This is a genomic window from Pseudomonas sp. B21-053 (assembly GCF_026016365.1).
In the GTDB taxonomy this organism is placed as follows: Bacteria; Pseudomonadota; Gammaproteobacteria; order Pseudomonadales; family Pseudomonadaceae; genus Aquipseudomonas; species Aquipseudomonas nunensis.
On the sequence record NZ_CP087205.1, the window covers coordinates 3,794,084 to 3,815,776 of the forward strand.

Below are 21,693 nucleotides of genomic sequence, written 5' to 3' on the forward strand. Positions count from 1 at the left end.
GAACCGACCTGCCTTTACGCCGTCCTCAATCGACGCCGTTATTCCATTTTCGATTTTGCTTACCGTCAAATTTCCAACTACAAATGATATTGGAGGTTAACTACGTCCAAATCTTGACAGTTTCTGCCATGAGTCGGACGCCCAATAGATGCAATAGCATAGGGATGGTCAGGCACATGGCTAAAGGAAAGTACCGCTCCGACATCGATGGACTGCGGGCCGTGGCGGTAATAGCGGTGCTTTTGCATCACATCAACACCACCCTGCTACCTGGGGGGTTCGTAGGCGTTGACATCTTTTTTGTGATTTCCGGTTTTTTGATCACTTCCCAGGTGTTTTCCGAGGTCAAGCTAGGTGCTTTCTCACTAAAGGGTTTTTATCAGCGACGCATCAATCGGATTGTTCCTGCGTTGGTCACGGTATTGCTGGCGACTGTAATCGTCGGGATCTTTATCCTTTCCCCGGTCGACCTGATCCGACTCAACGTCAGCGCACTACTGTCTTTGCTGGGGGTCTCGAACGTTTATATCTGGATGAAGTACGGCAACTACTTCGCCGCTGACGCACATGAAGCCCCGCTGCTACATACCTGGTCGCTGGGCATTGAAGAACAGTTCTACCTGGTCTGGCCGCTATTCATTGTGTTGCTCTATCGCTTCGCACCGCGCTATGTATTGCCAATATTGGGCATTGGCGTGGTGGCTGCGGTAGGCGTTTCCCAATACGCAACAGGCGTCTTCGCGACGGCCGCTTATTACTTGCTGCCTACGCGTTTTTTCGAATTGATGTTGGGTGGATTGCTGGCGGTCTACCTGAATAAACCACGCAACATCGGCAAGCTAACGGCCCACGGGGTCGCTGTAGCAGGCTTTCTGTTGATCGGTTTTTCGCTGTTCGGTCTGGACGCGGACTCAACCTTTCCCGGGATTAACGCCCTGATCCCTTGCCTGGGAGCTGCGCTGTTGATCCTGGCTGGCAGTGGCGAGATGCGCTCGCGCTTGCTCACCAGCCGGCCCATGGTGTTCATCGGCTTGATTTCCTATTCACTCTATTTGTGGCACTGGCCGCTGATTGCCTACCTGAATTACCTGGAGATCCCCATCGATTTGCCGGTCGGGGTGATGCTGATCGCGAGCTCGGTCATCCTCGCGTGGCTATCCTGGCGCTATGTCGAGGTGCCGTTTCGGCGCGATGGGGCGACGTGGCACTTTTCCCGGGTGTTCACACGTCGATTCGCCTTTCCGGCACTGAGCCTGGCGGCGTTGGCGGTGCTGAGCCTGCATTTCAATGGATTTCCACAACGTTTCAGCCCTGAAGTTTCAGTCCTTGAAGCGATGACCCTGCAAAAGCCGAGCGAGATTCGCAAGGGCTGCCACGTCACCAATGCCCTGTACAGCACGGAGCCGAATGACGCATGCCGTTTGGGGGTCAAAAAACCCGAGCTGGACGGCATCATGATCGGTGATTCGTTTGCCAATCACTTCACCGGCATGGTCGATCTGCTGGCCAAGCCGAACAACCTGTCGATCATGGACTACACCATGGACTCGTGCCCGCCGATTGTCGGCTACACCATCGACATGTCGGCCGTCTACGCCGCCCATTGTGCAAAACGCAACGAGCGAGTGTTCAGCCTGATCGAGCGCAACCATTACCGGTATGTGGTGCTGGCGGCGATCTGGCCCAGGGATGCGATTGCCCATGACATGGTCGAAGCGAGTATCAAGCGCGCAGTGGAGAACAGCGGCGAAGTCATCGTCATCCTGAGGAATCAACACATCGACAAAGCGGCCAGTTGCCCGATTCGCCACCTGATGTTCGGTACCAAACACGATTGCTCGGTTACCCAAAGTGCATTAGCGCCTTATTGGGCTGATATACGTGTGGAATTCCCGCAGGTGCACTTCATCGATCCTAACCAGGTGATATGCCCGGAAGGCGTGTGCAGCCCGATTATCAACGGCCAACTGCTGTACCTGGATGACTCGCACTTGAATGAGGTGGGATCACGCTTTATCGGCCGCACGCTGCTGGACCGCGGCTACTCGTTACTGCACGATCCGGTGACTGCCCCGTCTAACGGGGCGAAGTTTGATGCGACCGTGCATCTTTAATGGCCCGAAACGATCAAGGGTTCACTACAAACTAAAGCGGCTCAAGCTGACCTCCAACCCGGCGGACATTGCCTTCAGTGCCTGAGTCGCTTGCACAATCCCCCCCTGAGCAGCGGAATTCTGTTCAACGATCTGCGCTACTTGCTCCACGTTATAGGCCACCTGATCACTGGCGGCACGTTGCTCCTGCAGCGACAACGAAATGAAACTGACAGCCTCCATTGATTCATCCAGTGCCTTTTTTATCGTGACCATCGAAGCGCCGGCACTTTCCACAAGTTGAAGCCCATTGGTCACTCGCTCGCAACCGGCAGCCATGCTTCCTTTCGCCTTGAGCATACCGTTTTGTATGGCATCGACCAGGGTAACGATCTCCTTCGTCGACTGTGCCGTGCGACTTGCCAGGTTGCGTACCTCATCGGCCACGACGGCAAAGCCTCGACCCTGTTCACCCGCCCGTGCTGCTTCAATGGCGGCGTTGAGTGCCAGCAGGTTGGTCTGCTCGGCGATGCCACGAATCACACCGACAATCTGGCTGATATCGTTGGACTGAATTGCCAACTGATCAATATCGGACGAACTTTGCGTCACCAACTCGGCAATCTGACTCATTTCATGGATCGATTTGCGCATCACCCCCATCCCTTCATCAGTGATCTGCCCCGCCCTCTGCGCCGTACTTTGGGCCTGACGAGCGTTGTCGGCGATGTGATTGATGCTCACCGAAAGCTGCTCGACCGTAGCCGCCATGGACGATGCTGTATCGCTTTGCAAGGAAGCACTGCTCAGCCCTTGTTCAGACGAGAGAGCCAACTGCCGCGTAGCGCTTTCGATTTGCACCGAAGCCTGGTTGATGTTGCCGATCATAGCCCGCAGGCTCTGGCGCATGCCTTGCACCGAATGCAACACGCCGGTCGGGTGTTTACCTTGATCGAGCACAGAGCTGGCCAGATGCCCCTCAGCGATGCTTAAACTCATTGCTGCCAGCTCGCCTGGTTCCGCTCCCAGTTGAAGGCTCAAGCGCCTTGAGAAAAAGAACGCATAAACGCCGCCCAGAACCAGGGCTAGCGACAGGATCAACAAACCGAGCTTTACGAAGGCACGATAGGCAGCCTGTCCTTCTTCGAAGTGATGCATGGCTTCGCTCAGTTGCACCTCGATCAGTTCGGAAAACTTCTCCGATAATGGATCAATCAGCGGATAAAGCCGCTTTGCCGCGAACTGCGCCAAACCTGCCTCATCACCTTGACCCAGCATGGCTTGGAGCTCCATCAACGGACCTTGAGTCGCATCCATCAGCGGTGTGATCTGCCCGATCAAACGAGTCTCTTCAGCGATTAGTTCAGTCGACTTGTAGGTCAACCACGTGTTGGCTATCTCAACTTGAGCTTGCTTGATCTGAGCCAACGCATGAGCCTTGGTGTCATTGCCGTTGTGCGCCTTGTGAGTGGCGTCAACAATGTTCACCGCATACAGATCGGCGATTTTTTTCAAATCCCTTAGTGGAACAACTCGATCCAGGTAAACGGTTTCCAGACCATGTAACGTAGAGCGCATGCCATACAGCCCGAGTCCACCAACACACAGCAACCCAAGCATTAAAAATCCGGCAAGCAAAAAAAGATGAGTTCTGACTTTCCAACTTTCCATGGTGCGTACTTCCTTGGGTTGGCGATCCTGCAGGGATAAAGCGAACAGCGGGCAAAGCAGATCGGAGCCTTCGACAGTGGACGTATGGCCAGGCATGGCGGGTAGGCGAAGCGCCTTAATTGGCATCGCCACAATAGTATGAAAAAGACTCGTCAAGAGTAGACACAAACAGGCTCACCGCCTCCACCAGGCGTTAAGAAAGTTACAGCTGAATTTTATGCGATCAGCAGGCCACCTACTCTGCAAAGTACTTAGGTTCCTTGCTATATTTAAAGCGTCCTTGAATTTAATACTAGCGCATAGAAAACTTTACGAATAGAAGTTTCCCAAATACATTCAGCCATTCAAAACGCCAAAATCACCAGGACAGAAGCTAGCACAGCCATCAAGACGACTTTATGATAGCTAAAAATATTTACCGAGACGTAGACACTTCATGCCAAATAATAAATACCTAGCCAACTAACATAATCATTATTGCTACAACATTTTAAGCCAGGCTCTATTATCAATAGGACCTTAGTAGCGATTTCAACGATAAAAGACTCACTTCCCTGGTGAAAATTAAAACCCAAAAAGTCCCGCATATTTATGCGGAAGTTTATTTAAAGCTCCTTCTCAAACACAAGAGCTCGCTGTCTCGGGCAGCAACCACGGCCAATGGATTGGATCAAGAGATAGAGACCGTCGCCGTCGAAAGGTTTTTAGGGACGGCCTGCTGGCTTGGCTAAACGCCAAGCGGCATTGGTAATGCGGAGCAGTTGTGCGCGACATTCCAGAAGAATGGGCAAGCATCCGACGGAACGCTAAAACGAAAAAACCCGCCAGAAGGCAGGTTTTTCAAGGTTTCCAAAGAACTCAAAAGCGCTCTGTGGAATGCAAGATGGTGCCCGAAGCCGGAATCGAACCGGCACGCCCTTACGAGCGGGGGATTTTAAGTCCCATGCGTCTACCAGTTTCGCCATTCGGGCGGTAGCGCTGTGAAGCCGTCTGAAGGCTGCCGGATAAACACCTGGCAGTTCTGACGCTTGTGCAACAGAGGTGGAAATATATACATCCCTCCCCCGTGAAGCAAGTTCGCATATGTCCTTTTCAAGACTAAATCTTGCAGGACAGCGAAAATAAAAAAGCTCCGTAGATCAAGGATCTACGGAGCTCGTTTAAAGTGGAGGCCGAGGTCGGAATCGAACCGGCGTAGGTGGATTTGCAATCCACTGCATAACCATTTTGCTACTCGGCCTCAAACATCTGATGTCAGTAGCACGACACCAAATGCATACAAACGCTGAGCTTCGAGAGTTGATTGAATCATTCTCTAACTCTTTGAAAACATTGAGCTTTTTAAGCCGTCAGTGCTTTCGATGGCGTGAATTATGTACTGATTTCCCGAGGCTGGCAACCCCTTGATTTCAAAAAATTTCTTCCGAGTTGAACGGGCCGCGTGAGCCCCCTCTCCCCCGTTTATTCTTTCAGAATTTCCCACCCAACGGATACTCCACGGCCAGCCGAATCTGGTTGGCATCCAGCTCGGCCTGCGCCGCGTTGCCGCGATGCACGGCGTGGCGCAAGGTGAACGCGAGATTTTTTGCTGCGCCGGATTGCACTACGTATTTGGCCTGCAGATCCCGTTCCCAGTGTTTGCCGCCCTGTCCGTAACCCAGCCATTTGTAGCCACCGCTCGGGTCCATGTGGCTGCCGTCGATGCCGCTGCCACGCACATAGAGTGCGCCGAAGGTCAGGCCGGGGATGCCGTAGCCGGCCAGGTTCAGGTCGTAGCGTGCTTGCCAGGACGCCTCTTGCGGGGCGTTGAAGTCGGACAGGGCCACGGCGTTGCTCAGGTAGATCGCGCCTCGGGTGACGTAGTCGTAGGGCGTATCGCCATCGACCTTCTGATAACCCAGGCCAAAGCTGTGGGAACCGGCCTTATAAGTGGTGAGAAAACTCCACGTGGTGTTGTCGATCCGGCCGGACAAGGCTTTGCCGGTGTCCTGGGTGCGATACAGATTGAGGTCGAAAGTCAGGTCCTGGCCGTCCGCTATCGGCTGGGTGTAGACCGCGCCCAAGTAGTGCTGGCGCCAGGTGTCGGCGTAGACCGCACTGAACAGGCTGGCATTCAGTCCTTTGAGCGCGGTGTTGCGCACACCCACCAGATCGAAGCTGTCGCCCTGTTTGCCGTTGGAATAATTGACCACAAATCCCTGGTCGTGACTGGTGGCGTTGCGGTCGGTGCTTTCGTTGAAGTGTCCGCCGTAGAGCGTGGTGGCCGGCAGTTCGCGGCTGGTCAGCAGCCAGCCGGTGGCGGTTTCCGGTAGCAGGCGACTGTCGGATGAGCCGAACACTGGAGTTTTCACCCGTTGCTCGCCATAACGCAGTTCGGTTGAAGAGAAACGCACTTTCGCTACGGCGCCACCGCGGCTGTATTCATCCTTGGGATGACCGTCATTGTCCACGCCAAGCAACCGCGCCTTGCCGGCCCGCCCGCCTCCGCTGTCCAGTTCCCAGCCAGAATAGGCGTGGGCATCGAAGCCAAAGCCTAGGGTGCCGCGCGTATAACCAGAGGTGAAATCGGCCATCAGGCCGTAGGCCCATTCTTCGGCGAGGTCGCTACGCTGGGCGCGCGGCTTGTAGGCATTGCGTGCGCCGTTGCTCAGTGCACCGTGTTCATAGTCGCGGCGGTCGTAGACGCTACGGTTGAGCAGGCTCCACTGGCTGTCCTCGACAAAGCCTTTTGCGTTGTCTTGCTCTGAAGCCAGGGCGAGCAGCGACTGCCCGCCCAATGCCAATAGCAGGGTGTGTGTCGATAGGGTTTTCACAAGGCAACTCCACGAAATTCGGGGTCTGCAAGGTGTCCCGCCAGACGCGGGACACCCATGGCCAACTCAGAGGTATTTGAGGATCGCGATGTCGCGACGGCGCTGCTTGAGGCTGGCGAACCAGCGTGTCGGGAAGAACATCAATACGCCGAGAATCGCGCTCCACAGCCACACGGTCGGCAGGTTATCGAAGCCGTAGTACGCGCCCTGATTGGCGCCCCAGATCGCGACGGCCACCAGGTACATGGCCTTGAGCACATAGAGGTGCAGCAAATAAAAGAACATTGGCGCCCCGCCGTAGATCGCCAGCGTCGCGGTGGACCAGCGATCCTGCAGCTTCTCGAACAACGCCAGCAGGAGCAGGCCCAAGCCAAGAGTCGGCATCAGGAACATCAGCGACGGCGGATACTTCTTCGCGCTCATGAAGCTCATGAAGGTGCGCAACGAATCACCGGTCTGCACCCACGGCTTCTCGCCATAGACGTTTAGGTAGCGGATGAACACGAACGCCACCAGCAGGCCTGCGCCGAGTTTGACCAAGCGGGAAATCCGCTCCGCCGGGTCCATGTCCTTGCCGAACCACGGCCCGATCGCCCAGCCCAACAGGATCACACCTATCCACGGCAACACCGGATAGGTCGTGCGGGCCCGGGTGAATTCGGTGATGTCGATAAACACCTTCTGGTGCAGGATCGACCACGGCACATAGAACGGCGATTCCGGCCCGACCACCACGTTATCGAACAGGTTGTGCCCGGCGACGATGGCCAGCCCCAGCACAATCAGCCAACTACGTTTGAAGTGCAGCAACCCGGCGAGCACGATCATGCAGATACCGATGCACCAGATCACTTGCAGCCACAGAGTCTTGGGCGGGAATTCGGCGTTCCAGGCGAAGCAGACGAAGGTGATTTCCAGAAACACCAGGAAGAACCCGCGCTTGAGCAGGAACACCGAGGTTTCGCTGGCGGTGTGTTTCTGGCTGTAGAGCCATGCCGACAGGCCAGTGAGGAAGATGAACACCGGCGCGCAGATTTCGCTGAGCATGCGGGTGAAGTACAGGTCCGGCGTCACGCTCAAGGCATCGATCGGGTCGGTGACCTGACGGTGCAGCAGGAAGGTTTCGCGCACGTGGTCGATCAGCATCAATAACATGACGAAGCCACGCAGGGCATCGATCGCCAACATACGGGTGTTGGCTTTTACAGCGGGGGTGGCCAGCGCCGGGGAAATACTTCCCGCCTGCCCGGCCAATCCTGAAGATTGGGACATAGTGGTGACTCCTTTGGGGGCGATGGATCAGGCCTGTTTCTTCAACCGGGCGACTTCGGAAGCCGGCAGCTGCGACGGTGCCCGTGGCAACGACGGCTTACCCTCGGCCCGATAGAACGACAGCGTGGAGCTGAAGCTCTTCAAGTCGTACGGCTCGGTCTTGCCTTGGGGGCTGACGCGTTCACCGGGCGTGCGGTCCTTGTATTCGACGGCCACCACATACGTGCCCTGCCAGGGCAACTCGAAGCTGACTTTGCCCATCGCATCGGTGCGCTGGGTGAAGACCTCGCCGGAGCCGGTTTCCAATATAACGTCCTGATCCGCCAGCGGTTTTTGCGAATAGTACACTTGGAACTGCGCCTTGTTTGCGTCAGCGATGCCGGTGGGCACGATGTCCAGGGTCAGTTCCGGGGTTCGCGCACGTAAATCGCCGACCCAGCGGGTTGCCGGCGTCCAGTGGGTTTTCAGCGTCTTGTCGGCTTCGTGCAGGTCGAAGATCGGATAATGCGGATCTTGGGCCAGAAGTGAGTCATCGCGCTTGGCCTGATGCGCCACCGCAAATGCCTGACGTTGCAAGGTCAGATTCAATGGTTTCGAATTGTTGCTGATCGACCATCCCTTGAGTTGCTGGAACCGGTCCATCCCGCCCGGCGTCACCTCCAGCATGTTCTTGTCGTATTCCCCGTAGTACAGCGCCAACGGTTGCCCGGGTGGCTGTTCGTACCAGATCTGATGCGCCTCACTGCTGCCAGCCAGCAGCAAGACGCCGTAACCCAACAGTGCTTTTGCGTTGCTCATTCGCATTTTTTTGGCTCCGATTGGTGTTATTCCGCGATTCGTGCCGACGCTTCATCCTCCCGAAATCAGCGACATCACAAACCGCGCCCCTCTTCTGAACGCATTACAGCGCGAAGACTTTTGCGCGTTGTTCTGTAATCAGTGCCTGGGGGGCAATCGGAAACTGTTTTTACGGCGGGAAACAGCGGTTTATGCGGCTTGCGCCAGGATGAGGCGGGATGGGTGGTTTCGCAGGCGGGATGTCCAAACACAGTGCGTTGCGAATGCAACTGTGGGAGCGAGCCTGCTCGCGAAGGCGGCTTCACAGCCAACAGTGATGTTGAATGTAAAGGCCTCTTCGCGAGCAGGCTCGCTCCCACAGTGGATCATATTCAAATTGAGAAAGGGTTATGTCAGTGCCGCAACAACTTACGCAACGGCACGCCATCCTTGAGCACAGGCGACTTGATGACGATGTAGCTGAAGTACTTGGAGATGCCGATGTTCTTGTCCAACAGGCTTTCGATCACTTCCTGGTAATGCTGGATGCTGCGGGTCATGAAGCGCACCAGGTAATCGTAGCCACCGCTGATCAAATGGCATTCGAGCACTTCGTCCACCAGGCGAATGTTGGATTCGAACTTGGCGAAGTCTTCGCGCTTGTGGTCACTGAGGGTGATTTCGGTGAAGACCGTCACCGATTCGGTGATTTTCGCCAGGTTCAGGTGCGCCTTGTAGCTGGAAATATACCCGGCCGATTCCAGCCGTTTGACCCGTTGCAGGCAGGGGCTGGCCGATAAACCCACGGCATCGGCGAGGCTGACGTTGGTCATGCGCCCATCCTTTTGCAGCTCGACCAGGATGCTGATGTCGATTCGGTCCAGTTTTACTAAACCTTCCATTGCGTACCTCTTGACTGCCGTTTGTAAGACAATCTTCTAGCAAAATCAGCGCCGTAAAGACAGCTGATGCTGCGCCACCAGATCCGCCATGCTGTTGATGCAGTAATCTGCCGCGCACGGTGTCGGGTGTTTGACCCGGCCACGACAGATCAGGCACACGTCGCTGATCGCCTGCCGACCGGCGGAAGGCCGGGTCACTTGCAGGATCTCCCCGGGCTTGAACGCATTGGCTTCCAGCCAATCCGCGTCCTGCAACGGGTCGCTGGCCAGCGAGATAAAGTCATCGGGCATGATCCCCAACCGCTCACAGAGCAGCCCGCGATCCTCGGCATCCCGATCACCCTGCACCAGCAGGCGATAGAACTTGCGCAGGTACAGCATCGCCCCCGGCGCATCCTCGAACAGCGACCAGCCGGCCACCGAACGGGCGAAGCTCATGCCCTCCTCCCAACTGGCTTTCAGGCCCCAGCGCTCGGCCAGTTGGCGATGGGCGAAACACAGCAGTCCACTGAAGCCTAGCTCACCGAAGCGCGGATACAGTGCGCGCACCACCTCGCTGTATTCGGCCAGCACCTGTTCCTTGTCCGGGTGCCCGCCCCGGCTGTCGAGCAGCGGTTGCAACGCCGCCCAGACCCCCGAGTCGCGATCAACCAGGACTTCATCGCAATCGATGAGCAGCGCGCGATATTCAGTCAGCCCCATGGTGTGCCAAGCCTCCGATGATGCATTCCATCAATCCATGCTCCATAAACGCTCACGGGCGCGGCCTTGCAGCCGCGCCCCACGCCTTCAGGAGCTCAGTTCAAGACGCGTGCCAAAGCGCCTTCGAGAATTTGCAGCGCTTCGTCGACCTGGCTTTCGGTTGCCACCAGCGGCGCGAGGAACCGCAGGACGTTGCGGTACACGCCGCACTTGATCACCAGCAAACCGCCCTTGCGCGCTTCATCGATCAGCCGCTGATTGAGGTCGGCGTCCGGCGTGCGAGCCTCATCCGGTTTGATCAGCTCAATCGCCAGCATGAACCCGGCGCCGCGCACGTCACCGATTTGCGGGTGACGGCTCTGCAAGTTCAGCAGGCCTTGACGCAGACGCTCGCCCAACGCTTCACCGCGAGCCAGCAGCTGTTCTTCCTCGAAGGCATCGATCACCGCCAGTGCCGCCGCGCACGACAGCGCGTTGCCGCCGTAGGTGCCACCGAGGCCGCCGGGCAACGGCGCGTCCATGATCGCGGCTTTGCCGACCACACCCGACAGCGGCAAGCCACCGGCCAGGCTTTTGGCGACGGTCACCAGGTCCGGCTGGATGCCGGCGTGCTGGAAGCCGAACCACTTGCCGGTGCGGCCGAAACCAGTCTGGATTTCATCGAGGATCAGCACGATGCCGTGCTTCTCGGTCAGCGCACGCAGGCCTTTGAGGAACTCTACCGGCGCCGAGAGGAAACCACCGTCGCCCTGCACCGGTTCAATGATGATGGCGGCGACCCGCTCTGGTGCCACTTGGGTGGCGAGCAATTCGTCCAGTGCCTTGAGCGCCATGTCACTGGTGACGCCGCGATAGGCATTCGGATACGGCGTATGGAACACTTCCGGCGCGAACGGCCCGAAGTTCTGTTTGTACGGCTGGCTCATGCCGGTCAGCGTGGTGCCGAGCAAGGTGCGTCCGTGGAAACCGCCGCGAAACGCGATCACCGCCGAGCGATTGGTATGCGCGCGAGCGATCTTCACTGCGTTTTCCACGGCCTCGGCGCCAGAGGTGAAGAACGCCGCTTTATAGGCTTCTTTACCGCCGATCATTTCGCACAGGCGCTGGGCCAGGTCCAGATAAGGCTTGTAGGCGACCACCTGAAAACAGGCGTGGGAGACTTTTTGCAGTTGCGCTTGCACCGCCGCGACGACTTTCGGGTGGTTGTGGCCGATGTTCAGCACGCCGATGCCGCCGACAAAATCCAGGTAACGCTTACCGTCCACATCCCACAACTCGGCACCTTGGGCGCGATCGATCACCAACGGGTGAGCGGTGACCAGGCCACGCGGCACGAATTGATCGCGCTGACGGAGCAAATGAGGGGTTTCGTCGACTTTGCTATTCATGGCATTTCCCATCGTGAGTCCGGCAACCGGGAGGTGGTTGCGATGCTGTTCAGATTAAGGCTTGAGCGAAACGAACTACGCCGAACTTGCCCCCTGAGAAATTCGGATCGACTGTTTTCACCCTGCCAAACGGCAGATTCCTTCAGCCCGCCGAATCTGCCGCAGCCTTGGCGATACACCGTGGCCGGAGCCGTTTAACCCGGCGCTTTCGACAGATCCTGCGCTGGCATTGCGCGATGATGAGAGCACCTTCATCCATTCAGGAATTGCCCATGGCCCTGCTATATAAAGCTGACCCCGTGCGCGGCGAACAGTGGCAAGCGCTGTTCGCCGAACACGCCCCGGATATCGAATGGCGCGCCTGGCCGGAGATTGGCGACCCGTCGCAGATTGAATACCTGGCCGCATGGCAGGCGCCGGACGATCTGGAAGCTTTGTTGCCGAACCTGAAAGTGCTGTTCGCGCTGTCCGCCGGGGTCGATCAACTGGACCTCGGCCGTATTCCGGAGAGCTTGCCGGTGGTGCGATTGCTCGACCCGGGCATCACCCGTGGCATGTGTGAGTACGCGAGTTTTGCCGTGTTGAGCCTGCACCGGGACATGCTGCGTTATCGGCAGCAGCAGATGGCGCGGTGTTGGCAGGCGCACATGTTGCAACCGGCGAGCAAACGTCGGGTGGGTGTGATGGGGCTGGGTGCGCAGGCGCAACAGATTCTGGCGACGTTGCAACCGTTGGGGTTTGCGTTGAAGGGATGGGCGCGCAGTGCGCATCAGGTGGCGGGCGTGGATTGTTATGCCGGGCGCGAGCAACTGCCGACGTTTCTCAGCCAGTGCGACATTCTGTTGTGTGTGTTGCCGCTGACGGAACAGACCCAGGGGATTCTGGATCGTGATTTGTTCCGGCAACTGCCCCATGGCGCGGCGTTGATCAATATGGGGCGTGGCGGGCATCTGGTGGAAGCTGATCTGCTGGAGGCGCTGGACAGCGGGCAACTCAGCGGCGCGGTGCTGGATGTGCTGCAGCAGGAACCGGCGCCGGAGGATCATCCGTTCTGGACGCATCCGCAGATTCTGCTGACACCGCATATTGCCGCGATGACACAGCCGGAAAGTGCGTTTGGGGTGTTGTTGGAGAATATCCGGCGACATCAAAAAGGCCAGCCGATGCTGGGCCAGATCGACCGCAGCCAGGGTTACTGACCACACCCCGAACACCTGTAGGAGCGAGGCTTGCTCGCGAAGACGGAATGTCAGTCAACTCGGATGTTGAATGTTAGTCCGCCTTCGCGAGCAGGCTCGCTCCCACACTGAGTCGATGTTTGACAGAGAACTTCTTAGCGGCGCAAATCCCCTATGGGAGCGGGCTTGCTCGCGAAAGCGGTGTGTCAGACGACATCAATATCAACTGACAGGACGCCTTCGCGAGCAAGCCCGCTCCCACATTGGTTAGGCGGTGGTGGGTTTAGAGAATATCGGCGATGGCTTTGCCGACGTCTTGCGTCGAACCCTTCCCGCCCAGATCCGGCGTAATCGGCCCGTCAGCAATCACCCGCTCAATCGCCTGCAAAATCCCGTCATGCGCCGCGCGATAGCGTTCATCGCCATTGCCCAGGAAATCCAGCATCAACGCCCCGGACCAGATCATCGCAATCGGATTCGCAATGTTCTGCCCATAGATATCCGGCGCCGAACCATGCACCGGTTCAAACAACGACGGAAACCGCCGCTCCGGATCAAGGTTCGCCGACGGCGCAATCCCGATGGTCCCGGCACACGCTGGCCCCAAATCCGAAAGAATGTCGCCAAACAAATTCGACGCCACTACCACATCAAACCGATCCGGTTGCAGCACAAACCGCGCGCACAGAATGTCGATGTGCTGCTTGTCCCAGGTGATCTCCGGGTACTTCGCCGCCATCAACGCGGTGCGTTCGTCCCAATACGGCATGCTGATGGAAATCCCGTTGGACTTGGTCGCCGCCGTCAGCCGTTTGCGCGGTCGAGTCTGGGCCAGGTCGAAGGCGAATTTTAGAATCCGGTCGACGCCACGCCGGGTGAACACCGATTCCTGCAGCACGAATTCATGCTCGGTGCCTTCGAACATCTTGCCGCCAACCGAGGAATACTCGCCCTCGGTGTTCTCGCGGATCACCACAAAATCGATGTCACCCGGCTTGCGTCCGGCCAACGGACACGGCACGCCGGGAAACAACCGCACCGGACGGATGTTTACGTACTGATCGAAGTCGCGGCGAAACTTCAGCAGCGAACCCCACAGGGAAATGTGGTCCGGCACTTTGTCCGGCCAACCGACGGCGCCAAAGTAGATCGCGTCAAAACCCTTGAGTTGTTCGAACCAGTCATCGGGCATCATCTGCCCGTGCTCCAGGTAGTAATCGCAATGCGCCCAATCCAGCACTTCGATGCTCAGATCGAGCTGCCATTTCTTCGCGGCCTGCTCCAACACCCGCAACCCTTCCGGCAGCACTTCCTTGCCGATGCCATCGCCGGCAATCGCGGCGATTCTGAATGTCTTGCTCATCAACATGCCTCCCCCAGTGTCTGTGAATTACAGCCCGCCGATGTGGAAGGCTTTGACTTCAAGGTATTCGTCCAGGCCGTACTTGCTGCCCTCACGGCCCAGTCCGGATTGCTTGATGCCGCCGAACGGCGCGACTTCCATGGAAATGATCCCGGTGTTGAGGCCGACCATGCCGAACTCCAGCGCCTCGCCGAAACGCCATGAACGGCGCAAATCCTGAGTGAAATAGTAGGCGCCCAGACCGTAAGGCGTGGCGTTGGCCAGCGCGAGGGCTTCGGCCTCAGAGGTAAACCGCATCAACGGCGCGACCGGGCCGAAGGTTTCTTCGTTGGCCAACAACATGCCGGCGTGGGTATCGCCGAGCACCGTGGGTTGCACGAACTGGTTGTCGCCCTCGGGAATGCCGCCACAGAGCAATGTCGCGCCTTGGCTCAAGGCATCGTCAATGTGCCGGGCGACTTTACTCACCGCAGCCGGGTTGATCAGCGGGCCGATGGTGACGTCGGCGTCGAGGCCGTTGCCGACCTTGAGCTTGCCCACCTCCTCCACCAGCCGCTGGGCGAAACGTTCGTAGATACCGTTTTGCACCAGAATCCGGTTGGCGCAGACGCAGGTCTGGCCGGCGTTGCGAAACTTGCTGAGCATGATCCCGGCGACGGCCTGCTCCAGGTCCGCGTCGTCGAACACAATAAACGGCGCGTTGCCGCCCAGTTCCAGGCTCAAGCGTTTGATGTGTTCGGCGCTTTGACGCATCAGCAAGCGGCCCACGGCGGTCGAACCGGTGAAGGAAATCTTGCGCACCGTCGGGTTGCTGGTCAGCTCTTCGCCAATGCCGGCAGGCATGCCGGTCAACACGTTGAACACCCCGGCCGGAATGCCGAAGCGTTCGGCCAACACCGCTAAAGCCAAGGCCGACAGCGGTGTCAGGTCCGAGGGTTTGACGATGATCGGGCAGCCCGCCGCCAATGCCGGCGCACATTTGCGGGTGATCATCGCGTTGGGGAAATTCCATGGGGTGATGGCGGCGCAGACGCCTACCGGTTGTTTGAGCGTGAGCAATCGACGGTCGCCGCTGGGGGCCGGCATGGTTTCGCCGTAGACCCGTCGGGCCTCTTCGGCGAACCATTTGACGAAACCGGCGCCGTAGCGAATTTCGCCTTTGGCTTCGTTCAGTGGCTTGCCCTGTTCGCAGGTCATGATCAGCGCCAGGTCGTCGAGGTTGTCGATCATGGCCTGAAACCAGCGCTCCAGCAGCGCCGCACGCTCGGCGGCCGGACGTGCGCGCCAGGCCGGCCAGGCTTTGTCGGCAGCCTCGATGGCACGCCGGGTTTCCGCGCCTTGCATGGCCGGGACACGGGCGAGTAACTGGCCGCTGGCGGGGTCGATGACGTCGAGTGTCGCGGCGTTATCGGCGCCGATCCACTGCCCGTCCACATACGCGAGTTCTGCCAGAAGGCTGGGGTCTTTCAAACGATTCTTGAGCATGGTCGAGTCCTGATCCGAGACATGCTCCAGTCTAGGGAGGTGTGGCGGAGGAGGATGCTGAAAGCACGGTTTGCGCGGTGTTGGATGCTGAAATTGGCGGTGGAACGGCAGGCTCTACCGGCCCCGGAAAGTCAAAAGATCGCAGCCTTCGGCAGCTCCTACAGAAGCGGTGTTCACCGCAATTTATGGGTGAACTCAATCCACTGTAGGAGCTGCCGAAGGCTGCGATCTTTTGATCTTAAATCTTCAACGAACCCAACAATCCTTCAAGAAACCGCTCCCCGGCCTCCATCTGGCTGATCTCGATAAACTCGTCCGGCTTGTGCGCCTGTTCAATCGAGCCCGGTCCGCAGACCACCACCGGCACATCCAGCCGTTGCTTGAACAACCCGCCCTCAGTGCCAAACGAAACCTTGGCTGTTCCGGTATCCGGCGCGGCGAAGTTTTTCAGGAAACGCACCGCTTCGACGCTCGGATGCGTATCGAGGCCGGGATAGACGTTGAGCGTTTCGATTTCTATCGCTGCCACGCTCGACAACAACCGCGCTTCGCGCACGATCAGTTCAGCGCGTTCCTGCATCTGCTCCAGAAACTGATCCAGGTTATCCGCCGGCAAGTTGCGCACTTCGAAGTCCAGGGTGCACAGGTTCGGCACGATATTCAGCGCCCGACCGCCGCCGATCTGCCCGACATGCACGGTGCTGTAAGGCACGTCGTAATCAGCGTCCTGCGCGCCCTGCTCTTGCAATTGCTGCTGACTCTGGCGCAGCGCGGCGATGAAATCGCAGGCCACGTGAATCGCATTGACCGAGCGCGGCGCCAACGACGAATGCGCCTCCAGTCCCCGGCAATAGGTGCGATACGACCCCTTGCCCTTGTGCCCGAGCACGAATTGCATGTTGGTCGGCTCGCCGATCAGGCACAAAAACGGGCGCACCGGGGTCAGGTGCAGCACGTCGAGCAAACGCCGCACGCCGACACAACCGGTTTCTTCGTCATGGGACAGCGCCAGTTGCAGCGGCCGGCTCAGCGAATGGTCGGCGGCGTCGAGCATGGCGTCGATGGCCAGGGCAATAAAACCCTTCATGTCGCAACTGCCGCGCCCGTAGATCTTGCCGTCCTGCACCGTCGCCTGGAACGGCGGCACGGTCCAGGCCTGCCCCGCCGCCGGCACCACGTCGGTGTGGCCGGACAACAGAATCCCCGGCAGGTTTTTCGGTCCGGTGCTGGCAAACAGGTTGGCCTTCTTGCCGGTTTCGTCCTTGACGATCAGCGACTCGATGCCCTTGCTCAGCAGCAGGTCGCGCACGTAGCCAATCAGGGCCATGTTCGACTCTGAAGACACGGTGTCGAAGGCCATCAGGCGTTTGAGAATATCCAGTACACGGGGTTTCATGAGGCCTTGCTCCGTTGCTCGGCTAAAGGGGCGAACCGGCGAATGGAGAACGGCTCAATCGAAGTGCTGGTGCTGCCGGTGCTGATCAGTTCGGCCATCACGTCGCCGACGCCGGGGCCGAGCTGGAAGCCGTGACCGCAGAAGCCAAACGCGTAGAACAAACCGTCGGTGGTGCCACTCGGGCCCATGATCGGCAAGGAGTCTGGCAGATAACCTTCGATGCCGCTCCAGACGCGGATGATGTTGAGGTTGCCGACACCCGGCAGCAGGCGTCGCATTTGATCCATCTGGTTGAGGATGCTGCGCGGCTCGACGTAGGCCCGGCGATTGAGCATGTCCGGTTTGCTGCGATAACCGCCGCCGATGACGATGTTGCCGCGCGGAATCTGCCGGAAGTAGATCACTTCTTCGGGAATCTTGGTGTAGACACCGATCACCGTCGGCAAGGCGTAGGGCACCGGTTCAGTCACGGCCATTTGCGGGCCGTGGGTGTCCAGGGGCACCGGTTCGCCGAACTGACCCGAAAGCTTTTGCCCCCACGCCCCGGCCGTGATCAGCAGTTGCGCGGCGCTGAACTGACGACTGTCGGTGGTGGTGACGCTGAATTCGCCGCCGACTTTTTGCACTTCGGCGACTTCGGTCTGTTCCTCGATCTGCGCGCCGAGTCGGCGTGCGGCGCGGGCAAACGCCGGTGCGGCGAGACGCGGGTTGGCGTGACCATCATGAGGCGCATAGGAACCGCCCTTCACGTCCTTCCCGAGAAACGGAAAGCGCTGATGCAACTCGGCACCGCGATAAATCTTCAGGTCCAGTTGCGCAGCTTCAGGCGCCGCGGAATACGCCTCCAGCTCGGCGATTTCATCTTCGCGATAACACACGCGCATGTGCCCGCTGGCGATGAATTCCAGGTCATCGTCGATCAATTCCGGCAAGCGTTTCCACAAGGCCCAGGAGCGGTTGGCCAATTCCAGTTGCCCGAGGTAACGCCCCTGCCGCCGCACGTTGCCGAAGTTGACGCCGCTGGCGTACTGACCGATCTGGTCGCGCTCCAGCAGAATCACCGACTGGCCGCGCTTGCGCAGGAAAAATGCCGTCGCCGAGCCCATCAGGCCGCCGCCGACAATCAACACATCGGCTTTCTGTACGGTCATGGCGACACCTCCTCGGTGAGCATCGAAAGCGGTTTGACCGGCGCCTGGCCGCGTTGGCGGCCGACCTGTTGCACGCTGACGCCCGCTGCTGCGGCGATCACTTCGGCGCCAGCCTGAGAGCAATAACGACCTTGGCAACGGCCCATGCCGACCCGACTGAAAGCCTTGGCCCGATTGACTTCGCAGGCGCCCTTCTCGCTGACGGTGCGGCGCAATTCACCGGCGCTGATCATCTCGCAGCGGCACACGATTGCACTGTCAGGCAAGGCTTTGGCTTGCTCGGCAGGCCAGGGAAACGCCTGGGCCAGACCGAGGCGGAACTGGTCCATTACGGCCAAGGCCTGGCGTTGTTCGTCGCGCAACCCGGCGTTTACCGGTTGCTGCTGGTCTTCCAGGAATGCCATAGCGACCAGCCGTCCAGCGTGTTCAGCGGCATCCGCGCCGCGAATCTTCGAACCATCGCCAGCCGCATACACGCCGCTCACCGAAGTCCGGCCTTCATCATCCACCGCCAGCCACCATTGACCGGACGCCTCGTCGAAACGCATGCGGCAACCAGCCAGGTCCGCCAATTGAGTTTCCGGGCGCAAGTGATAACCCAGCGCCACAGCATCGCACTCGACGCTCAAGTCTTCGCCACGCGCCGTCAGCACTCGCACGCCACTGACACCGCTGGACGCATCGCCGCGTACTTGCAAAGGTTTGATCCCCAGGTGCACCGGGATCTTCGCCTGATACAGCTGCGCCAACAATTTCATCCCGGTGAACAGCAATCCGGGCCGCGCCAACAGTTTCGGCAAGGCTCCAATGCGCTTGCTGAACGGCGAGGTGTCGAGCACCGCTGCCACCTTCGCGCCAGCCTTCACGTATTGGCTGGCGACCAGGTACAGCAACGGCCCGCTGCCCATAAACACCACGCTGTGGCCAATCGAAACCGCCTGGGACTTGAGCGCAATCTGCGCCCCGCCGAGGCTATAGGTGCCTGCTAACTGCCAGCCTTCGATCGGCATCAAACGGTCGGTGGCGCCGGTGCAAAGAATCAGCGCGTCGTAATCCACCGTCGAGTGTTTGCCCTGGCTGACGCAGCACAATTGCCCCGCTGTCAGGTTCCACACCAAGGTATCGGGGCGGTAATCGATAGAACCGCGCAGACGATCAAAACTGTCGTGCAGGTCGCGAGCCTTGCGCGCTTCGGTGCCGTACAGCGTCGCGTAATTACGGGTAAACCCTTCAGGCTGGCGACGATAAATCTGTCCGCCATCCCGACGATTTTCATCGATCAGGATCGGTTTGAACCCCGCCGCCACCAGGGTTTCGGCGCAGCGAATACCCGCCGGCCCGGCGCCGACTATGACTATCCGTGCAGTGGCCATGTCGCCTCCGGTTGTGTGGTGACGATGTCCAGCCCTTCGCGGACTTCATTCGAACAGGCACGCAGACGCTCGCCGCTGCGGGTCCAGACCCAGCAATCCTGGCACGCGCCCATCAGGCAGAAACCGGCGCGCCGGCCGGAGTCGAACTCCGACTGGCGCAACGCATTGCCCTGGGTCAGCAACGCGACCATCAGGGTATCGCCCTGCAAGGCCTCGATGGCGGTGCCGTCCACTTGCAGTTTGACGGTCGGCCGGCCCTGCTCGGCCAGCCTCACAAAACGTCCCTTCATGCGTAGGCTCCGTGGCTCATGGTGATCAGATCCTGCTGGGTTTTCAGCAACTCGGCGCTGTCGTGGTGGCAGAGGATTTCGCTGCCGCCATCGATGATCCGGCGGTTCGGCGCGGTGCGATTGCACAGGCCATCGACCCGCACCGGGCAGCGACTGAGGAACGTGCACAGCTCCGGCACGTTGGCCCTGGCGCCAATCGGCGGCAGCTCGGCGCAGGTGGTGCCGCAGTTTTCCAGCCAGCCCTGACGCAGTTCCGGCACCGAATGGATCAACAGATCCGTGTACGGATGGAACGGTGCCTGGGCAAACGATTGACGGGTGCCGGCCTGGATCTTGTGGCCGCTGTACATCACCACAATGTCGTCGCACAGCGCGCGCACGGTGGAGATGTCGTGACTGATGAACAGATAGGAAACGCCCAGCTCCTGACGCAGGTCGCGCAGCAGTTCGAGAATCGCCGCGCCGACCACCGTATCCAGTGCCGAGGTCACTTCATCGCAGAGGATCAGGTCCGGTTTCGCCGCCAGCGCCCGGGCCAGGTTGACCCGCTGCTTTTGCCCGCCGGACAGTTCATTCGGCCGCCGCTCAGCCAAGGTCCGAGGCAAACGCACCAGGTCCAGCAGTTCACCGATACGCTCGCGCAACGCCGCGCCCTTGAGGCCGAAATACATCTTCAATGGCCGGCTCAGAATGGTGCTGACGCTGTGCATCGGGTTGAGCGCGGTGTCGGCGTTCTGGAACACCATCTGGATGCGACGGAACTGTTCATCAGTGCGTTCGGACAAGCAGCCGCCCAAGGGTTGGCCGTCGAAGGTCAAGCCGCCGAGCGCCGGGGTCAGCAAGCCCGCGACCACTCGTGCGAGGGTCGATTTGCCGGAACCCGACTCACCGATCACGCCGATGGCCTGGCCCCGGCGCACAGTCAGGTCGATGTCTTCCAGCACGCGAATCGATGGCATGCCGTGCATGTTCTTGTTGCCGTAACCGGCGGTCAAGCCCTGAATCGTCAGCAACGGCGTGTCTTCCGCTACGCCGCAGGGCGGACGAATCGTCGTGTCCGGCCGCGCCGCCGCCAACAGGCTGCGGGTGTATTCGTGGGTTGGCGCTTTGAGCAGTGGCGCGGTGGCGCTCTGTTCGAAGATCTGGCCGCCGTTGAGCACGACGATCTGATCGGCCATTTGCGCGACCACGGCCAAGTCGTGAGACACGTAGACCGCCGTTGCCCCGCGCTCACGGACCACGCGTTTGAAGGCGCGCAGCACGTCGATCTGCGTGGTGACGTCGAGGGCGGTGGTCGGTTCATCGAGCACCACCAGCAACGGATCACTGATCAGCGCCATGGCCGCCATCACCCGTTGCAGTTGCCCGCCGGACACCTGATGCGGATAGCGCTGGCCAATGTGGTCCGGGTCCGGCAGCGCCAGGTCGCGGAACAACTGGATGGCTTTGGCTTCAAGCACTGCGCGGGTGCCGAGGCCATGAATCAATGCGCCTTCCACCACTTGGTCGATCAACTTCTTCGCCGGGTTGAACGCCGCCGCCGCGCTTTGCGCGATGTACGACACGCGGTTGCCGCGCAGGCCCTGCAATTCCTTTTCACTAAGGGCGAGCATGTTGTGCTCGCCGACCTGTACCACGCCGCCGGACAACCGGCAGCCGCGTCGTGCATAGCCCAGCAGTGCCAACGCGATGGTGGTCTTGCCGGAGCCGGATTCACCGATCAACGCCAGCACTTCACCTTTTTCCAGGGCGAAGCTCACACCTTTGACGATTTCCGTTTCACCGCGCTCACCACAGGCGACCACGCGCAGGTCTTCAACTCGGATCAATTCGCTCATA

16 protein-coding genes, 2 tRNA genes and 1 pseudogene are annotated in these 21,693 nt (G+C 59.3%); 2 read left to right on the forward strand and 17 right to left on the reverse strand.

Annotated features, from left to right (window positions below; translation table 11 throughout):
• Positions 1–128 precede the first annotated feature (128 nt).
• Positions 129–2,114 carry an acyltransferase family protein gene (locus LOY68_RS17375; RefSeq protein WP_265038711.1) on the forward strand — a complete coding sequence of 662 codons (1,986 nt, stop codon included), beginning with the start codon at positions 129–131 and terminating at the stop codon, positions 2,112–2,114.
• 24 nt (positions 2,115–2,138) lie between these two features.
• Here LOY68_RS17375 and LOY68_RS17380 read toward each other — a convergent pair whose 3' ends face one another.
• The 10 genes and pseudogenes from LOY68_RS17380 to gabT all read right to left on the reverse strand — a co-directional run bounded on the left by LOY68_RS17380 (position 2,139) and on the right by gabT (position 11,618).
• Positions 2,139–3,251: a methyl-accepting chemotaxis protein gene (locus LOY68_RS17380; protein WP_413787198.1), complete on the reverse strand. Its 1,113-nt coding sequence runs from the start codon at positions 3,249–3,251 to the stop codon at positions 2,139–2,141.
• Positions 3,237–3,890, reverse strand: a pseudogene (locus LOY68_RS32280) (Tar ligand binding domain-containing protein); the annotation flags it as partial. The pseudogene LOY68_RS32280 and the gene LOY68_RS17380, both read right to left, overlap by 15 nt.
• Positions 3,891–4,648: 758 nt before the next feature.
• Positions 4,649–4,735 (reverse strand) — tRNA-Leu (locus LOY68_RS17385).
• A gap of 195 nt (positions 4,736–4,930) precedes the next feature.
• Positions 4,931–5,004 (reverse strand) — tRNA-Cys (locus LOY68_RS17390).
• Between the two features lie 229 nt (positions 5,005–5,233).
• Entirely contained in the window at positions 5,234–6,577 is a 1,344-nt protein-coding gene (locus tag LOY68_RS17395; RefSeq protein WP_265038713.1) for an OprD family porin, read from the reverse strand.
• A gap of 66 nt (positions 6,578–6,643) precedes the next feature.
• Positions 6,644–7,849, reverse strand: a complete 1,206-nt coding sequence (locus LOY68_RS17400; protein ID WP_163910346.1) for a DUF1624 domain-containing protein — start codon at positions 7,847–7,849, stop codon at positions 6,644–6,646.
• A 27-nt stretch (positions 7,850–7,876) separates the two neighbouring features.
• Positions 7,877–8,647 (reverse strand): DUF4198 domain-containing protein, encoded by a 771-nt coding sequence (locus LOY68_RS17405; protein ID WP_265038715.1) that lies wholly within the window; start codon positions 8,645–8,647, stop codon positions 7,877–7,879.
• A 392-nt stretch (positions 8,648–9,039) separates the two neighbouring features.
• Positions 9,040–9,528 (reverse strand): Lrp/AsnC family transcriptional regulator, encoded by a 489-nt coding sequence (locus LOY68_RS17410; protein WP_027616181.1) that lies wholly within the window; start codon positions 9,526–9,528, stop codon positions 9,040–9,042.
• 45 nt (positions 9,529–9,573) lie between these two features.
• Positions 9,574–10,230 (reverse strand): 2-haloalkanoic acid dehalogenase, encoded by a 657-nt coding sequence (locus LOY68_RS17415; RefSeq protein WP_265038720.1) that lies wholly within the window; start codon positions 10,228–10,230, stop codon positions 9,574–9,576.
• Positions 10,231–10,325: 95 nt separating this feature from the next.
• The gene (gene gabT / locus LOY68_RS17420) at positions 10,326–11,618 is read right to left on the reverse strand and encodes a 4-aminobutyrate--2-oxoglutarate transaminase (RefSeq protein WP_265038722.1); all 1,293 of its coding nucleotides are present in this window, start codon (positions 11,616–11,618) and stop codon (positions 10,326–10,328) included.
• Between the two features lie 272 nt (positions 11,619–11,890).
• On the opposite strand from gabT, the gene LOY68_RS17425 reads away from it, so the two are divergent.
• Complete coding sequence (locus LOY68_RS17425) at positions 11,891–12,817, forward strand: 2-hydroxyacid dehydrogenase (protein ID WP_265038723.1); 927 nt, start codon at positions 11,891–11,893, stop codon at positions 12,815–12,817.
• 262 nt (positions 12,818–13,079) lie between these two features.
• On the opposite strand, the gene LOY68_RS17430 is transcribed toward LOY68_RS17425, so the two are convergent.
• From LOY68_RS17430 to LOY68_RS17460, 7 genes are all read right to left on the reverse strand, one after another.
• Entirely contained in the window at positions 13,080–14,159 is a 1,080-nt protein-coding gene (locus tag LOY68_RS17430) for a tartrate dehydrogenase (protein ID WP_163910351.1), read from the reverse strand.
• 27 nt (positions 14,160–14,186) lie between these two features.
• A complete protein-coding gene (locus LOY68_RS17435; RefSeq protein ID WP_265038724.1) occupies positions 14,187–15,644 on the reverse strand; it encodes an NAD-dependent succinate-semialdehyde dehydrogenase in 1,458 nt (485 codons plus the stop codon).
• Positions 15,645–15,882: 238 nt separating this feature from the next.
• A complete protein-coding gene (gene argE / locus LOY68_RS17440) occupies positions 15,883–17,040 on the reverse strand; it encodes an acetylornithine deacetylase (protein ID WP_265038726.1) in 1,158 nt (385 codons plus the stop codon).
• Complete coding sequence (locus LOY68_RS17445) at positions 17,037–18,191, reverse strand: NAD(P)/FAD-dependent oxidoreductase (RefSeq protein ID WP_265038728.1); 1,155 nt, start codon at positions 18,189–18,191, stop codon at positions 17,037–17,039. Before LOY68_RS17445 ends, argE begins: the two co-directional genes overlap by 4 nt.
• The gene (locus tag LOY68_RS17450) at positions 18,188–19,564 is read right to left on the reverse strand and encodes an NAD(P)/FAD-dependent oxidoreductase (protein WP_265038729.1); all 1,377 of its coding nucleotides are present in this window, start codon (positions 19,562–19,564) and stop codon (positions 18,188–18,190) included. Before LOY68_RS17450 ends, LOY68_RS17445 begins: the two co-directional genes overlap by 4 nt.
• Entirely contained in the window at positions 19,546–19,854 is a 309-nt protein-coding gene (locus LOY68_RS17455) for a (2Fe-2S)-binding protein (RefSeq protein ID WP_163910356.1), read from the reverse strand. Before LOY68_RS17455 ends, LOY68_RS17450 begins: the two co-directional genes overlap by 19 nt.
• A complete protein-coding gene (locus LOY68_RS17460; protein WP_265038731.1) occupies positions 19,851–21,692 on the reverse strand; it encodes an ABC transporter ATP-binding protein in 1,842 nt (613 codons plus the stop codon). The genes LOY68_RS17455 and LOY68_RS17460 overlap by 4 nt, the downstream gene beginning before the upstream one ends.
• Position 21,693 lies beyond the last annotated feature (1 nt).

What these genes read in the sequence shown, in the direction of transcription:
- LOY68_RS17410 (WP_027616181.1), bottom strand. Translation starts at nt 9,528, where the DNA reads ATGGAAGGTTTAGTAAAACTGGACCGAATCGACATCAGCATCCTGGTC.
- gabT (WP_265038722.1), bottom strand. Translation starts at nt 11,618, where the DNA reads ATGAATAGCAAAGTCGACGAAACCCCTCATTTGCTCCGTCAGCGCGAT.
- LOY68_RS17405 (WP_265038715.1), bottom strand. Translation starts at nt 8,647, where the DNA reads ATGAGCAACGCAAAAGCACTGTTGGGTTACGGCGTCTTGCTGCTGGCT.
- LOY68_RS17380 (WP_413787198.1), bottom strand. Translation starts at nt 3,251, where the DNA reads ATGCATCACTTCGAAGAAGGACAGGCTGCCTATCGTGCCTTCGTAAAG.
- LOY68_RS17375 (WP_265038711.1), top strand. Translation starts at nt 129, where the DNA reads ATGAGTCGGACGCCCAATAGATGCAATAGCATAGGGATGGTCAGGCAC.
- LOY68_RS17445 (WP_265038728.1), bottom strand. Translation starts at nt 18,191, where the DNA reads ATGACCGTACAGAAAGCCGATGTGTTGATTGTCGGCGGCGGCCTGATG.
- LOY68_RS17430 (WP_163910351.1), bottom strand. Translation starts at nt 14,159, where the DNA reads ATGAGCAAGACATTCAGAATCGCCGCGATTGCCGGCGATGGCATCGGC.
- argE (WP_265038726.1), bottom strand. Translation starts at nt 17,040, where the DNA reads ATGAAACCCCGTGTACTGGATATTCTCAAACGCCTGATGGCCTTCGAC.
- LOY68_RS17415 (WP_265038720.1), bottom strand. Translation starts at nt 10,230, where the DNA reads ATGGGGCTGACTGAATATCGCGCGCTGCTCATCGATTGCGATGAAGTC.
- LOY68_RS17455 (WP_163910356.1), bottom strand. Translation starts at nt 19,854, where the DNA reads ATGAAGGGACGTTTTGTGAGGCTGGCCGAGCAGGGCCGGCCGACCGTC.
- LOY68_RS17450 (WP_265038729.1), bottom strand. Translation starts at nt 19,564, where the DNA reads ATGGCCACTGCACGGATAGTCATAGTCGGCGCCGGGCCGGCGGGTATT.
- LOY68_RS17425 (WP_265038723.1), top strand. Translation starts at nt 11,891, where the DNA reads ATGGCCCTGCTATATAAAGCTGACCCCGTGCGCGGCGAACAGTGGCAA.
- LOY68_RS17460 (WP_265038731.1), bottom strand. Translation starts at nt 21,692, where the DNA reads ATGAGCGAATTGATCCGAGTTGAAGACCTGCGCGTGGTCGCCTGTGGT.
- LOY68_RS17400 (WP_163910346.1), bottom strand. Translation starts at nt 7,849, where the DNA reads ATGTCCCAATCTTCAGGATTGGCCGGGCAGGCGGGAAGTATTTCCCCG.
- LOY68_RS17435 (WP_265038724.1), bottom strand. Translation starts at nt 15,644, where the DNA reads ATGCTCAAGAATCGTTTGAAAGACCCCAGCCTTCTGGCAGAACTCGCG.